This is a genomic window from Acidocella sp., from assembly GCF_052326845.1.
GTDB lineage: Bacteria > Pseudomonadota > Alphaproteobacteria > Acetobacterales > Acetobacteraceae > Acidocella.
Map to the genome: position 1 here is coordinate 1 of NZ_JBKQJR010000010.1, position 14,451 is coordinate 14,451.

Annotated in this window: 13 protein-coding genes; 6 read left to right on the forward strand and 7 right to left on the reverse strand. The window is 66.8% G+C overall.

The annotated features are described in order from the left end of the window. The 6 genes from ACLPJJ_RS00740 to ACLPJJ_RS00765 form a co-directional block, all read right to left on the reverse strand. Positions 1–660: histidine--tRNA ligase (locus ACLPJJ_RS00740; RefSeq protein WP_443588759.1), on the reverse strand; the 660-nt coding region annotated here is incomplete at its 3' end. Positions 661–730: 70 nt separating this feature from the next. Then, on the reverse strand, positions 731–1,855 hold the full coding sequence (gene ispG / locus ACLPJJ_RS00745) for a flavodoxin-dependent (E)-4-hydroxy-3-methylbut-2-enyl-diphosphate synthase (protein ID WP_443588761.1): 1,125 nt from the start codon (positions 1,853–1,855) through the stop codon (positions 731–733). 10 nt (positions 1,856–1,865) lie between these two features. Next, positions 1,866–2,786, reverse strand: coding sequence for a helix-turn-helix domain-containing protein (locus ACLPJJ_RS00750; RefSeq protein WP_443588762.1), 921 nt, complete (start codon positions 2,784–2,786; stop codon positions 1,866–1,868). Positions 2,787–2,832: 46 nt separating this feature from the next. After that, positions 2,833–5,100 carry a putative PEP-binding protein gene (locus ACLPJJ_RS00755; protein ID WP_443588763.1) on the reverse strand — a complete coding sequence of 756 codons (2,268 nt, stop codon included), beginning with the start codon at positions 5,098–5,100 and terminating at the stop codon, positions 2,833–2,835. Continuing rightward, positions 5,084–6,118, reverse strand: a complete 1,035-nt coding sequence (locus tag ACLPJJ_RS00760; RefSeq protein WP_443588765.1) for an NAD(P)H-dependent flavin oxidoreductase — start codon at positions 6,116–6,118, stop codon at positions 5,084–5,086. Before ACLPJJ_RS00760 ends, ACLPJJ_RS00755 begins: the two co-directional genes overlap by 17 nt. Beyond that, the gene (locus tag ACLPJJ_RS00765) at positions 6,111–7,325 is read right to left on the reverse strand and encodes an aspartate kinase (RefSeq protein WP_443588766.1); all 1,215 of its coding nucleotides are present in this window, start codon (positions 7,323–7,325) and stop codon (positions 6,111–6,113) included. Before ACLPJJ_RS00765 ends, ACLPJJ_RS00760 begins: the two co-directional genes overlap by 8 nt. Positions 7,326–7,386: 61 nt before the next feature. Here ACLPJJ_RS00765 and ubiG point away from each other — a divergent pair, with 61 nt between their 5' ends. The 6 genes from ubiG (at position 7,387) to ACLPJJ_RS00795 (ending at position 14,033) form a co-directional block, all read left to right on the forward strand. Next, positions 7,387–8,094 carry a bifunctional 2-polyprenyl-6-hydroxyphenol methylase/3-demethylubiquinol 3-O-methyltransferase UbiG gene (gene ubiG, locus ACLPJJ_RS00770; RefSeq protein ID WP_443588767.1) on the forward strand — a complete coding sequence of 236 codons (708 nt, stop codon included), beginning with the start codon at positions 7,387–7,389 and terminating at the stop codon, positions 8,092–8,094. Positions 8,095–8,401: 307 nt separating this feature from the next. Then, positions 8,402–9,535 (forward strand): amidohydrolase, encoded by a 1,134-nt coding sequence (locus ACLPJJ_RS00775; protein WP_443588768.1) that lies wholly within the window; start codon positions 8,402–8,404, stop codon positions 9,533–9,535. Then, positions 9,532–10,695, forward strand: coding sequence for a hypothetical protein (locus ACLPJJ_RS00780; RefSeq protein ID WP_443588769.1), 1,164 nt, complete (start codon positions 9,532–9,534; stop codon positions 10,693–10,695). Before ACLPJJ_RS00775 ends, ACLPJJ_RS00780 begins: the two co-directional genes overlap by 4 nt. A 3-nt stretch (positions 10,696–10,698) precedes the next feature. Then, a complete protein-coding gene (gene recO, locus ACLPJJ_RS00785; protein WP_443588770.1) occupies positions 10,699–11,433 on the forward strand; it encodes a DNA repair protein RecO in 735 nt (244 codons plus the stop codon). Then, positions 11,423–13,630, forward strand: coding sequence for a DNA topoisomerase IV subunit A (gene parC, locus ACLPJJ_RS00790; RefSeq protein WP_443588771.1), 2,208 nt, complete (start codon positions 11,423–11,425; stop codon positions 13,628–13,630). Before recO ends, parC begins: the two co-directional genes overlap by 11 nt. 76 nt (positions 13,631–13,706) lie before the next feature. After that, positions 13,707–14,033 carry a hypothetical protein gene (locus ACLPJJ_RS00795; protein ID WP_443588772.1) on the forward strand — a complete coding sequence of 109 codons (327 nt, stop codon included), beginning with the start codon at positions 13,707–13,709 and terminating at the stop codon, positions 14,031–14,033. A 4-nt stretch (positions 14,034–14,037) separates the two neighbouring features. Here ACLPJJ_RS00795 and ACLPJJ_RS00800 read toward each other — a convergent pair. After that, a partial coding sequence (locus ACLPJJ_RS00800; RefSeq protein ID WP_443588773.1) for a SufE family protein occupies positions 14,038–14,451 on the reverse strand: 414 nt, incomplete at its 5' end.

Genomic DNA, 14,451 nt, shown 5'->3' on the forward strand with positions numbered 1-14,451 from the left:
GGCGACGAGTTTCTTGTCGCCTTCATCCTTGGAGTCCAGGATGCGCAGCGGGTTCTTCTCCAACCGGAGCTTGCTGTCTTCCGAGAGCTCATTCACGAACTTGCTGAAATATTCGACGAGTTTGGCACGGTACGCGGCGCGGGAGGCAACATCGCCCAGCGTGTTGATGTGCAGCACCACATCCTCGGCGATGCCCAGCTCGTTCAGAATCTGCCAGCCTGCGGCGATCACCTCCGCATCGGCGAGCGGCGTGGCCGGGCCGAGCAGCTCCACGCCGATCTGGTGGAACTGGCGGTAGCGGCCTTTCTGCGGGCGTTCGTAGCGGAACATCGGGCCCGTGTAGAAGACCTTCTGCGGCAGCGTCTGCGTGAGGCCGTTGGTGATGAGCGCGCGGCACACGCCCGCCGTGCCCTCGGGCCGCAGCGTGACGGAATCACCGCCTCGATCCTCGAAGGTATACATCTCCTTGGTCACGACGTCGGAGGTCTCGCCCAGCGTGCGGGAGAACACCTTGGTGTCCTCGAAGATCGGCGTCTGCCATTCGGAGAACCCATACAGCGACGTGATCCGCCGAGCCGTTTCCACGACATGAAAATGCCGCGCCGCATCGTCACCGATCAGGTCGCGCGTGCCACGGACTGGTTGCAGAACATTCGCCATAGGTTCACCATCAAAATAAAAATCCGGAGCGGCGTCCCGCTCCGGAGGAACAAAAACGCAAAAAACGCAGCTATTCGGCCGCGGCTTTCTCCGCCGCCAGCGCCGATTCGACCGCCGCCGCCTTGGTCTCCACCAGCTCGACCAGATGCTCCACCATCTCCTCGCTGGAGATCGTGTGGTCGGTCTTGCCGGAGGCATAGATCATGTGCTTGCCGCCGCCGCCGCCGGTGAGGCCGAGATCGGTCATCAGCGCCTCGCCGGGGCCATTCACCACGCAGCCGATAATGGACAGCGTGATCGGCGTTTTGATATGCGCGAGGCGCTGTTCCAGCGTCTCCACGGTCTTGATGACATTGAAGCCCTGCCGCGCGCAGCTGGGGCAGGAGATGATCCGAACACCGCGATGCCTGATGCCGAGCGACTTCAGGATATCCCAGCCGACCAGAACTTCCTCTTCCGGCTCGGCAGAGAGGGAGACGCGCATCGTATCGCCAATCCCGGCCCAGAGCAGCGAGCCCAGGCCGATGGAGGATTTCACCGTGCCCGCGCGCTTGCTGCCTGCCTCGGTGATGCCGATATGCAGCGGGTGGTCGCACACTTCCGCCAGCTGCTGATACGCCGCCACGGCCATGAACACGTCGGACGCCTTCACCGAGATCTTGAACTCGTGGAAGTCGTGGTCCTGCAAAATCTTGGCATGCTCCAGCGCGGATTCCACCAGGGCATCGGGGTTGGGCTCGCCGTATTTCTCCAGCAGGTGCTTCTCCAGGCTGCCCGCGTTCACGCCGATGCGCATGGAGCAGTTATTGTCGCGTGCGGCCTTGATGACCTCGCGCACGCGGTCCGGGCTGCCGATATTGCCGGGGTTGATGCGCAGGCAGGCAGCGCCCGCCTCGGCGGCCTCGATGCCGCGCTTGTAGTGGAAGTGGATATCCGCCACCACCGGCACGTTCACCTGCTTGATGATGTGCTTGAGCGCCGCCGTGCTTTCCTCATCCGGGCAGGAGACGCGCACGATATCCACGCCCGCGGCTTCCGCGCGCAGGATCTGCGCCACGGTCGCGTCCACATCGGTGGTCAGCGTGTTGGTCATGGTCTGCACGGAAATCGGCGCATCGCCACCGACCTTCACATTGCCAACGCTGATCTGCCGCGACTTGCGGCGGGCGATCTGCTGGTATTCGCGGTAGTTCATGCACACTCCATCATTTTGTTGTGCCTGGCGCGGCGCTGGCAGGCGCGGCCGGCGGTGTCAGCGCGTAATTGTGCAGCACCACGCCCACGGCGCCCAGCGGGGCGCCTGCGGTGCCGTTGGTGACGATCTCGGTGCCACCGGCATTGCCGGTGGTCATGGTCAGCCCGGCCTCCTGCGGCACGGGCCAAGTGTCGCCCGCGTGCAGCACCTTGCTGAACAGGATGTTGCCGGTGGAATCCTGCACCTGGATCCAGGCATCCTGCGTGGCGGTGATCACCATGCCGGCGCCCGGCGGGGGGGCAGGCGTTGCCGGGGCAGCGGCCTGGGGTGCTGGAGCGGGCGTTTGCGCGGGAGCCTGCGCCTTGGCGGCGGCGGCAGCTGCGACCTGCGGCGCCGCCTGGCCGTCTGGCTTGGCGGCGGGTGCCGTGGCATCGGCGGCCGTGGTCTTTACCACGGGCGGCAGGGCCAGCGGCGCAAGCTCGGCGGGCACGGGCGGCACGTTGGAGGCCAAATGCCGGTTGTCGGCGGTAAAATGATACCAAAGCCCGTAGCCTGCCAGCACCGCCACCACGCCCACCAGGGCCAGGGCGCCGCGCGGCACGCCGCGGTCCGGCACCGTGGCCAGCACCTTCAGGCTCACATTCTGCGTCTCGCCCAGTCCGCCTGCCTCGCGGAAGCGGCGCAGGATCTCCTCGCCGTCCAGCCCGAGGATCTGCGCATAGGCGCGCACGAAGCCCGTACGGTAGGCGGGGCCGGGCAGGGGCGAGAGATCGCCGCGTTCGATGGCGGTCAGGTATTCGAGGCGGATGCGCAGGCTCTCCGCCACATCCGGCAGTTTCCAGCCGAGACGTTCGCGCACTTCGCGCAGTCCGGCGCCCACGCGCGCCACGCCGGAGCTTGGGTCATGGTCCATCACATCGGTCCCGGTCATATCATCCGCCATGCGGTGCAGCTTCTATACCTGAATGTCGTAAGGCTCAAATCGCCAGATTATGCTCGCGCGCCCAAACCGCGAGCGGTTCCCTGATGCTGCCGCCCGCCGCTCCCGCCCGGCGCAACTCGCGCAGCACAGGGCGCAGCTTGGTGAGGTCGGCCTCCACCAGCACGGCTTTCACCGGCAGGATGGCATTGCCGGACATCGACAGCGTGGTGATGCCCAGGGCGGCGAAGGCCAGGGCGTCGAGCGGCCGCCCGGCGGCCTCGCCGCAGACGGAAAGCGGCACCCCAGCCTCCTGGCAACAGGTGACGAGCTTTTCCAGCAGTTCCAGCACCGGGGCGGAGAGCGTGTCGTAGCGGTCCGATAGTGCCGGCGTGCCGCGGTCGGCGGCGAACAGGAACTGCATCAGGTCGTTGGTGCCCACCGAGATGAAGTCCGCCTCGGCCAGCAGGCCGGGAAGCTGGAACAGCAGCGACGGTACTTCCAGCATCGTGCCCGCCTCCAGCCGCTCCGGGGCGGGGCGGATGCGCGCCGCCTCGGCTTCCAGCAGGTCGCGCGCGGTGCGGAACTCCTCCACCGTGGCCACCATGGGGAACATGACGGAGAGCGGCCGCCCCTGCGCGCCCAGCAGCAGGGCGCGGAGCTGGCGGCGCAGGATCGCGGGGCGGTCCAGCGCCACGCGCAAGCTGCGCCAGCCCATGGCCGGGTTTTCCTCGCCCATGGAGGTTTCGCCGGGCAGCAGCTTGTCAGCACCGAGGTCCAGCGTGCGGAACTGCACCTTCTTGCCGTTGGCGCGGTCCAGCACGCGGCCATATTCCGCGGCCTGCCCGGCGACATCGGGGATGCCGCCCGCCGCCAGGGCCGCGATCTCGGTGCGGTACAGGCCGATGCCGTCCGCGCCGGTCTTCTCCAGCTGGTCCAGCTCCATCGCCAGGCCGACGTTCAGCATAAGGCAGATTTCCGTGCCGTCCTTGGTCACGGCCGGCAGGTCGCGGTACGCAGCGAGTGCTGCGGCGCGCACCGAGCGGGCTTCCAGCGCGCGGTCGTAGACTTGCAGCACCTCCGGCTCTGGGCGCAGGATCAGCGTGCCGCCCTCGGCATCCAGCAACGCCGGGTCATCTTCCTGCGCCGCTTCCACCGCGCCGCGGTCCACCTGCAGGGCGGGCAGCCCCAGCGCCCGCGCCAGGATGGCAGCATGGCCCGACGGGCTGGCTTCCTCGATGGCGACACCGGCGATGCCGCGCGAGTGCCAGTCCAGCAGATCGGCCGGGCCGAGGCGGCGGACGAGCAGGATATAGCCATCCGCCCGCTCCGGCTTGGGCGCCATGCCGCCGAGTGCGACCATCAGCCGCCCGACCATGTCCTCGATATCGGCCAGGCGCTCGCGCAGATACGGGTCGGCGATGCGGCGCATGCGTTCGCGCAGGTTGCGCGCCACCTTGTCCACGGCGGTCTCGGCGGTCAGGCCGTCATTGATCGCATCGCGCACCTGGCTCAGCCAGCCGGAGGACTGCGCCACCATGCGGTACGCCTCCAGCACGTCGCGCGGGGCGTTGCCGCCGGGCAGGATGCCGGCCATCAGCCCGTCCAGGCTCTTGTTCGCCTCCTCCACGGCTATATCGAGGCGCTTCAGCTCGGTTTCCGGGTCGTCGGTGAGCAGGCGGGCGATGGGCGCGGTGGCGCCATAGGGCAATATCTTGCCGCGGGCGATGCCGGCGGAGAGCACATGCCCGGGGTAGCGCCGGGGCAGGGTCTCGGAGAAGCCTTCCTCGCCCATATTGGTGGCCCCGGCCTTGGCCAGGATCTCCGCCAGCAGCATGGCCACGGTGGCCAGCGCCTCCACCTCCAGCGGCGCGTACACGCGCGGCTCGCGGGACATCGCGCCGATGACGCCCAGGGTGCGCCCCGCGCGCTTCACCGGCACGGCCAGCATGGAGGCCATGTTCTCCTCGCCGATCTCGGCGCGGTAGGCGTAGAGCGGATGGTTCTGCGCGTCGGCGAGGTTCATGATGTCGCCGGAGGCGGCGACCATGCCGACAATGCCCTCCCCCACCCGCAGGCGGGTGTGCCCGACGGCCTGGACGTTCAGGCCCTGCGTGGCCGCGAGTTCCAGCTGTTCGCCCGCGCGGGCGACGTAGATGACGCTGGCATCGGTCGCCAGCCCCTCGGCCACCAGCTTGGCGAAATCGGCCAGGCTGGCGGTGCCGGAGGCGAGATGCTCCCGCAGCGCGGCAAAAAGATGCCGCGTATCGCCGAGTTTCGGCTTGCGTTTGCGCCGCTTGGGCGTGTTTTCAGCTTCGGGCGGCACGCGCAGCCAGGGCGGCGATGGCCTGGGCCTTCAGCGCCGCCAGAATTTCCGCCACCGGCAGAATCTCGGTCACCATGCCGACTGACTGCCCGGCCATGACCGAGCCCGTTTCCACGTCACCATCGATCACCGCGCGGCGCAGGGCCCCGGCCCAGAAATGTTCGATCTCCAGCTGCGCGGCGGTCTTGTCCAACTCGCCGGACTGGAATTTCTGCACGACTTCCGCCTGGTGGCGCATGAAGCGCCTGGTGCCCTCGTTCATCAGCCCGCGCACGGGGATGACGGGGAAGCGGTCGTCCAGCTGCACGCTCGGCAGGGCGTCGCGCGCATTGGCCCTGAGGAAGGCTTTCTTGAAGTTCTCGTGCGCGATGCTCTCCTTCGAGGCCGCGAACAGCGTGCCGAGCTGCGCCCCGGCGGCACCCATCTCCAGGTAGCCCAGGATCGCCTCGCCGCGCCCCAGGCCGCCGGCCACGAAGACCGGCACATCACGGATATGCGGCAGGATCTCCTGCGCCAGCACGGTCAGCGAGACCGGGCCGATATGCCCGCCCGCCTCGGAGCCCTCGATCACCAGCGCGTCCACGCCAGACTTCACCAGGCGCTTGGCCAGCACCAGGGCAGGGGCGAAGGCGATGACCTTGGCCCCGCCTTCCTTGGCGGCCTTGATATGCGCGGCGGAGGGGATGCCGCCAGCGAACACCACATGGCTCACCTTCTGCCGCACGCAGACCTGGATCAGCTCGTCCAGCTGCGGGTGCATGGTGATCAGGTTCACGCCGAAGGGCTTGCTCGTCAGCGTCTTGGTCGCCTCGATCTCCTTCTCCAGCAGCTCAGGCGGCATCGCCCCGCAGGCGAGCACGCCGAACCCGCCGGCATTGGAGATGGCGGAAACCAGATGGCGCTCGCTCACCCAGCTCATTGCGCCGGCCATGATCGCGTATTCGGTGCCAAGGAATTCCCGGCCCCGGCGCGTCAGCGCCTCGAACTCGGCGGCGGCGGCGTTGTTCAAATTAAGCATCGAGCTTGTACGCCGTGTGTAGGGCGCGGACCGCCAGCTCGGTGTATTCAGCGGCGACCAGCACGCTCACCTTGATCTCGGAGGTGGAGATGACCTGGATGTTGATGCCGCGCTCGGCCAGTGTCTTGAACATCGTGCCGGCGACACCCGCATGGCTGCGCATGCCCACGCCGACGACCGAGATCTTCGCCACGTTCTGGTCGGTGACCAGCTCGGCGAAGCCGATCTCCTTCTGCGCGGCCTCAAGTGCTGCCTTGGCCCGCAGGAAGTCGGTCTTGCCCACGGTGAAGGTTACGTCCGTCGTGCTGTCGGCGGAGACGTTCTGCACGATCATGTCCACGTTGATGCCCGCATCGGCCAGCGGTACAAACACGGCGGCGGCGATGCCCGGACGGTCCGGCACGCGGCGGACGGTGATTTTGGCTTCATCCCGTGAATAGGCGATGCCGGCGACGATTTCCTGTTCCACGACTTCTTCCTCATCAACAACCAATGTACCCGGAATATCGGTAAAGCTGGAGAGCACCTGCACGCGCACATGCTCCTTCATAGCCAGCTCCACCGAGCGGGTCTGCAGCACTTTCGCCCCCACGGAAGCGAGTTCCAGCATTTCCTCGTAGGTGATCTTATTCAGTTTACGCGCATTCGGCACGATTCGCGGATCGGTTGTGTAAACTCCGTCCACGTCCGTATAGATATCGCACTGGTCGGCCTTCAGCCCGGCGGCCAGCGCCACGGCCGAGGTGTCCGACCCGCCGCGGCCCAGCGTGGTGATGCGGTTATCCGGGCCGATACCTTGGAAGCCGGTGACCACGGGTACCTGGCCCCTCTTCATGCGCTCGATCAGCTCCTCGCCGTCGATCGACTCGATGCGCGCCTTGCCGTGCGCGCCGTCGGTTTCCACGGCAATCTGCCAGCCCTGCCAGCTGCGCGCGTCCTGCCCCAGCTCCTGCAGGGCGATGGCGACAAGCCCGGCGGTCACCTGCTCGCCCGTGGCGACCACGGCATCGTATTCCCGCGCGTCGAACAGCGGGGAGAGCTGCTGGCACCAGGTAACCAGCTGATTCGTCTGCCCCGCCATGGCGGAGACGACCACGGCCACCTCGTTGCCCTTGTCCACCTCGGCCTTCACCCGCTTGGCTACATTGCGGACGCGGTCAAGATCGGCCACCGAGGTGCCGCCGAATTTCATAACGATACGCGCCATACTATAACCCTTGTGGAAAACCGCCGGGGGCGTCACATAGCGGCGGAGAAAAGTTTCGGCAATGCAGCACCCTTCCGTAATCCCTCAAGAAATTGCCCAATTCAACGCCCTGGCGGCGCGCTGGTGGGATGAGAACGGGCCGATGCGCCCCCTGCACATGATGAACGGACCCCGTGCCGCCTGGGTGGCGGAGCGGGTGCGCAACCTCGTCGGGCCGGGGGTGGAGATACTGGACGTGGGCTGCGGCGCCGGGTTGCTGGCCGAGGCGCTGGCCAAACAGGGCTTCGACGTTCTGGGCGTCGATGCCGGGACGGAGGTGATCGAGGCGGCGCGCAGCCATGCGCAGGGGCAGGATCTGAACCTGGAATACCGCAACGCCACCGCCGAGGAGCTGGTGCAGGAGGGGCTGAAATTCCCGGTCGTCACCGCGCTGGAGATCATCGAGCACGTGGCCGACCCGGTGGAGTTCCTGCGTAGCCTCGCAGCACTTCTGGAGCCGGGCGGGCTGCTGTTCCTCTCCACCCTCAACCGCACGCCCAAATCCTTCCTCACGGCCAAGCTGGGCGCGGAATACATTCTCCGCCTGCTGCCCGCGGGCACGCATGACTGGAAGAAATTCGTCACCCCGGTGGAGCTAGGCCATTATTGCCGCGAGGTGGGGCTCAGCCTTGCCGATACGGCGGGGCTGAGCTTCTCCCCCGCGCGCCGGCGCTTCGAGGTGAGCCGTGACTTGTCGGTGAATTATCTGGCCCTGGCCCGGGCGGTCTGACGTCGACATTAACAATAATTCATATCGCCCTCGGTCAAGGCATAATTTACTTAAAATTCATACTGTTAACCTGATCCCTGCAATACGGTGCGCTGCAATCACGGGTGGAAATGGTTTGCGGCAGCCCATATGACTTAAACCAAGGCCTCCGGGCCAGGGGATTCGTGTGGGATAGGGTTATAATATTGATTTTCCGTAATAAATTGGGGTGTGCCCACTCCAGGCGCTCAAGCTTTCGTGATTGGCGTTATCGACAAGGGCGCAAGAAGATCATCGCTCTCTCCGGTCGATAAGGAAGGGAGCCGTTATGCCCGACGACTTCGCCTTGCAGCTGGCCATATGGCGTCATCATCTACATGCGCTTCCTGAACTCTCGCTGAAAGAGTCGGGAACCGCGGCTTATGTTTGCGCGCGGCTGACCGAACTCGGCATTCCCCATGCCGCCGGTGTGGGCGGGCATGGCGTGGTGGGCGTGCTGTCCCATGGTGGCGGGAACGGCGCGGTGGGGCTGCGGGCGGATATGGATGCCCTGCCGATCCATGAGGCGACCGGGCTGGCTTATGCCTCCCGCAATGCGGGCGTGATGCATGCCTGCGGGCATGACGGGCATACGGCCTCGTTGCTCGGGGCAGCGCTGCTGCTGCGCGACGATCCGGGCTGGTCCGGCAAGATTTACCTTGTCTTCCAGCCAGCCGAGGAAGGCTTCGGCGGCGCCGAGGCCATGCTGGCCGACGGACTGCTGCAGAAGTTCCCGATGCAGAGGATCTTCGGCTACCATAACTGGCCGGGGCTGGAGGCGGGCACGGTGATGCTGCACGAGGGGCCGGTGATGGCCGGGGCGGCGAATTTCTCCATCACCCTGAATGGCCGCGCAGGCCATGCCGCCATGCCGCATGAATGCGCCGACCCGGTGCAGGGCCTGGCCCACCTTATCATCGCGCTTAACAGCATCACCGCCCGCAACAAGGACCCGCAAGAGGCCGGGGTGATCTCGACATGCACTCTCGCCGCCGGGGAGGCGCACAACCAGATCCCCAGCGCCGCGACCCTGGGTGGCACCGTTCGGGCATTGACGCCGCAGACCATGCAATTGCTGAAAACGCGCCTCGCGGATGTCGCGCGGCATACAGCGCAGGCGCATGAGCTCACGGCGGATGTCGAGATTTTCGGCAGCCTGCCGCCCACCATCAACAGCAAGGCGGAGGTGGCGCTGGCCAGCGCCGCGGCGGCCGCGGCCGGGCTGAATGTCGAGCATGCCCAGCGCGGCTCCATGGCCGCGGAGGATTTCGGCCGCTTCCTGGAAGTTCTGCCCGGCGCCTATGCCTGGATCGGCAACGGCGCCACCAAACCGCTGCACAACCCCGGCTACGATTACAACGATGCGATCCTGCCCATCGCGGCCCGGTATCTGGCCGCAGTCGCCAAGGCGGCCCTGGCATGACGTCCCGCACCGCCTGGCCAGCCGAGCTGCCGGACCCGCTGGAGGAACGCTTCGCCGCCGCTGTCGCTGGCAAATCCGGCCTCGTCGTGGTGCCGGTGGCGCAGCGGCCGTTTCCCATTTGGCTGCGCGCCGGGACGGATGATGCCGAGGCGGCCAGCGCCTCGTTCCACCCGCAGCTAAACGGGCTAAAATTCTTCCACGAGCCGCGCCGTATCCTGGAAATCGGGGCCGGTGCAGGGTACCGCAGCGTGGCGCTGGCGCATGCCTATCCGGGGGCGGAGGTCCTCGCCACAGAGCCCAACGCCGCGTTCCAGCGCGTGGCCATGCTCAACACGGTGCCCTATGGCAACATCACAGTCCTTAACGTCGCCATCGGCACGGACAACGCGCGCTACGATTTCTTCGGCCGTGAGGGCGATGCCGGTTACCCGGCGCTGATGCGCCACGAGGCAGGGCAGATCACCGCCACGCCGTTGCCGCATCTGCTCAACCACCGCCGATGGGGCGACGTGGATACCATCGTCCTGACGCTGGACGCCGCCTCGGCGGGGATTCTCGACGAGCCGCTGCCGCGCCGGGTGCGTATGCTGGCGGTGGAGACCGGCGGCACGCCGCTGCCGCCCGATACCATGGCCAAGCTGCCGATGGCCGAGTTCCTGGCCATGGTCTCCGGCGATTACGTGCTGTTCTACCGCCGCGCCCTGAAGAAGGCCCCGCCCGAGCCGCCGCGCTCCATCCCTGTCTTCGCGCCGGACGGCCCGACTCGGAACCTCACCCTGGAAAACGTGAGCGGCGATCCGCCGGGCTTCTTCCTGGTGGGGCGCAACGGTTTCCGCCTGCACCCCAACCAGTACGGCACGCCCTCGGCGCGAGTGACCATCACCCAACACAATCTCGACTACGCCGAATTGCAGGTCTCCATGCGTGTGGTGCAGGACGATTCCGCCCCGGTGCGCTTCAAGGTGGAGATGCGCGGCGAGAGCGGGACGATCCTGGCCTCGGCGATAGAGGTGGTGAAGGGCGGCGCGGCGCGCGGCGTAGTAATGCAGTTGCCGGAATACCAGGGGCCGTGCAGCATCGTCTTCACCACGCAAATGGCCGAGCCGGGCGCATCCCACGAGGGCGCTTGGGCCGAGTTCATCTCCGCGACCTTCGTGTAAGCGGTGGAGTGGCAGGAGCCAGGCATCGTCCTTGAGACCGCCGTGCATGGCGAGGGCGATCTGGTGGCCACGCTCCTCACCCCGCTGGGGCTGTGGCGCGGGCTGGCCAAGGGCGGAGCCTCGCGGCGCCAGGTGGCGATCTGGCAGCGGGGCAATATCCTCTCTGTGCGTTGGGTGGCGCGGGTGGCCGAGCAACTCGGCGCCTTCACGGGTGAGCTGGTGCGCCCGGTGGCGGCGCTGGCCATGGGCGCGTCCGAGACGCTGGAGATCCTGAACGCCGCCTGCGCCCTGGCGGCCTGCGCACTGCCGGAGCGCGAGGCCGCGCCGGAGACCTTCGCGGGGCTGATGCGGTTGCTGGCGGGCATCGACATTCCCGGCTTCCCGCTGCCCGAGCTCGCCCGTTGGGAGATGGCACTGCTGCGCGAACTGGGCTTCGGGCTGGATTTCACCGCCTCCGCCGGGGGGAATGACCGGCTGGCTTACGTTTCGCCCCGCACAGGCCGGGCGGTGACGCTTTCCGAGGCCGGCGACTGGGCGCCCAGGCTGTTCCCGTTGCCGGAGTTTCTGATCGCGGATGCGCCCGCCAGCCTTGCCGATTGCGTGGCGGCCTTGCGCATTACCGGGCATTTTCTGGAGCGGGACGTGTTCGGGGCCCGGCACCGCCCCCTTCCACCGGCGCGGGCCGGTCTTTATGAGCATCTCTCTCGCAGGCTGGAGGATGAGCGAAATGCCGGATGATGTTCAGGATTTGGCGCTGAGCGATGCGCTCTCCGAGCGTTACCTCGCCTATGCGCTGTCCACCATCATGTCCCGTTCGCTGCCGGATGTGCGCGACGGGCTGAAGCCGGTGCACCGCCGGCTGATCTACGCCATGCACCAGCTCAAGCTGGACCCGCGCTCGGGCTTCAAGAAATGCGCCCGCGTGGTGGGCGACGTGATGGGTAAGTTTCATCCGCATGGTGACAGCTCCATCTACGAGGCGCTGGTCCGTTTGGCGCAGGAGTTTTCCTCCCGTTACCCGCTGATCGAGGGCCAGGGCAATTTCGGCAATATCGACGGCGATAACGCCGCGGCGATGCGCTACACCGAGTCGCGCCTCACCGAGGTCACCGAGCTGCTGCTGCGCGGTATCGACGAGAACGCCGTGGATTTCCGCCCCACCTATGACGGCGAGGAACAGGAGCCACTGGTGCTGCCCGGCGCCTTCCCGAACCTGCTGGCCAATGGCGCCTCGGGCATCGCGGTGGGCATGGCGACCTCCATTCCGCCGCACAATGCGGGCGAGGTCTGCGCCGCCGCCATCCACCTCATCGGCAACCCCGAGGCCACCACCGCCGAGCTGCTAGCCCATATGCGCGGCCCGGATTTCCCTACCGGCGGCGAGCTGGTGGAGGATGAGGCGACCATCCTGAACGCCTATGAGACGGGCAGGGGCAGCCTGCGCACCCGCGCCAAATGGACGAGGGAAGAGGGCAAGCACGGCACCTGGGTCATCGTCGTTACCGAGATCCCGTATCAGGTGCAGAAATCCCGCCTTGTCGAGCAGATCGCCATCCTGCTGACCGAGAAGAAGCTGCCGCTGCTGGGCGACGTCCGCGACGAGAGCGCCGAGACCATCCGCCTGGTGCTGGAGCCGAAAACCCGCATTGTGGACCCCGAGATGCTGATGGCCTCGCTGTTCCGCGCCACGCAGCTTGAATCCCGCTTCGCCCTGAACATGAACGTGCTGGATGCCGGGCGCACCCCGCGCGTAATGGGGCTGAAGGCGATCCTGCGCGCCTGGCTCGACCACCGGCACGAGGTTCTGGTGCGGCGCTCGCAGCACCGTTTGGATGCCATCGCGCGGCGGCTGGAGATCCTGGAAGGCTATATCAAGGTCTTCCTTAATCTCGACGAGGTGATCCGCATCATCCGCACCGAGGATGAGCCCAAGGCGGTGCTGATCCGCACCTTCGAGCTGACCGAGGTGCAGGCCGAGGCGATCCTCAACATGCGCCTGCGCTCCCTGCGCAAGCTTGAGGAGATGGAAATCCGCAACGAGCACAAGAAGCTCTCGGCGGAGCAGAAAACCCTCCAGGCCCTGCTGAAGGACGAAGGCAAGCGCTGGGCGAAAATTGGCGAAGAGATCGCCGGGGTGCGCGAGAAATTTGGCTCTGGCCCGCTTGGCGCGCGGCGGACCAGGATTTCGGCGGCCGCCCCGGTGGTGGAGATTGTCGCCGAGGCGCTGGTGGAGCGCGAGCCGATCACCGTCATCCTTTCCGAGAAAGGCTGGATCCGCGCGCAGAAAGGCCATCTGGCCGACGACGTGGAGCTGAAATTCAAGGAGGGCGACAAGCTCGCGCATCTGCTGCGCTGCGAATCTACCGATAAAATCGCACTGCTGGCGACGAATGGCCGTGTCTATACGCTCAAGGGAGCAGACATTCCGCGCGGGCGCGGCGACGGGCAGGCGATCCGCCTGTTGGTCGAGCTGGCGAACGAGGACGGCGTGTTGTCGCTTTTCGTGCCGGATGCGGGGCAGAAATACCTTGTCGCCTCGTCCACCGGGCGCGGCTTCATCCTGCCCGGCTCGGAACTGGCGTCCGAGCGCCGCGCGGGCAAGACGATTCTGGTGCTGAAGCCCGGCGAGGAATGGCAGGCCTGCGTGCCGGTGAAGGGCGACCATGTGGCGGTCATCGGCCAGAACCGCAAGCTGCTGGTGTTCCCGCTGGAGCAACTGCCGGAAATGCCGAAGGGTACCGGCGTGCAGCTGCAGAAATACAAGGATGGCGGGCTGGCGGACGTGAAGACCTTCAGCCTTGCCGCGGGGCTCACTTGGCGCATCGGCGACAAGCTGCGTGTGGAGCAGAAGCTGGCCGAATGGCTGGGCGCCCGCGCCGCTGTGGGCAAGATGCCGCCCAACGGGTTCCCGCGCTCCAACAAGTTCGGCGATTGAGGCGCGGCAAAAATTTGCCCCATTTCAGGGGCAGGTTCGCGGCGTAGACTTTGCTAGACTTTGGGGAAAGATTGCCATGAAGACACGCCGATCTCTCGCCACCTTGGTTTTTGGCGCCGCAGCCGCTCTGGTGGCAGGCGCCGCCGCGGCAGAGGCCCAGCCGGTACCGCCTTATCCGCCGGGCTATATCGCGCCGCCCCCCCTGCGCAGCGAGCCCCCGCCGCCCCCGCCGCCGGGCGCTGCATATATCTGGCGCCCGGGGCACTGGGCGTGGAACGGCTATAACTACCACTGGGTGCCTGGCCATTACGTGCGCCGCAGCCCGAATTGGCACCGCTGGGTGGACGGCCACTGGGCTGTGCGTGGCGGGGCCTGGGTGTGGGTCCCCGGCCACTGGGTCTGATGTCTTAACTGGCGCGCGCCATGTCCTGAATCCGCTCCACCATCGCGGCGACGCCGTTGCCGCGATTGGTGGAGAGCGCGCCGATCAGCCCGAGATTGCGCAGGAATTGTGCCGAGGTGGCGAGGATCTGCGCGCGCGTCCGCCCGGAATAAACCCGCAGCACCAGTGCCACGAGCCCGGAGACGATGGCGGCATCCGACGCGCCGGTGAAGTACAGCTTGCCGCTGTCCTCATGCGCCGCCAGCCAGACCTGCGACTGGCAGCCCTGCACGCGGTGGGCCTCGTTCTGCCATTCGGCGGGGTAGGCGGGCAGCTTGCGGCCAAGCTCGATGATGAACTCGTAGCGGTCCATCCAGTCGTCGAATAACGCCAGTTCGTTGCCGATCGCCTCGATGGCGGCCCCGGGGGTGTCTTCCCC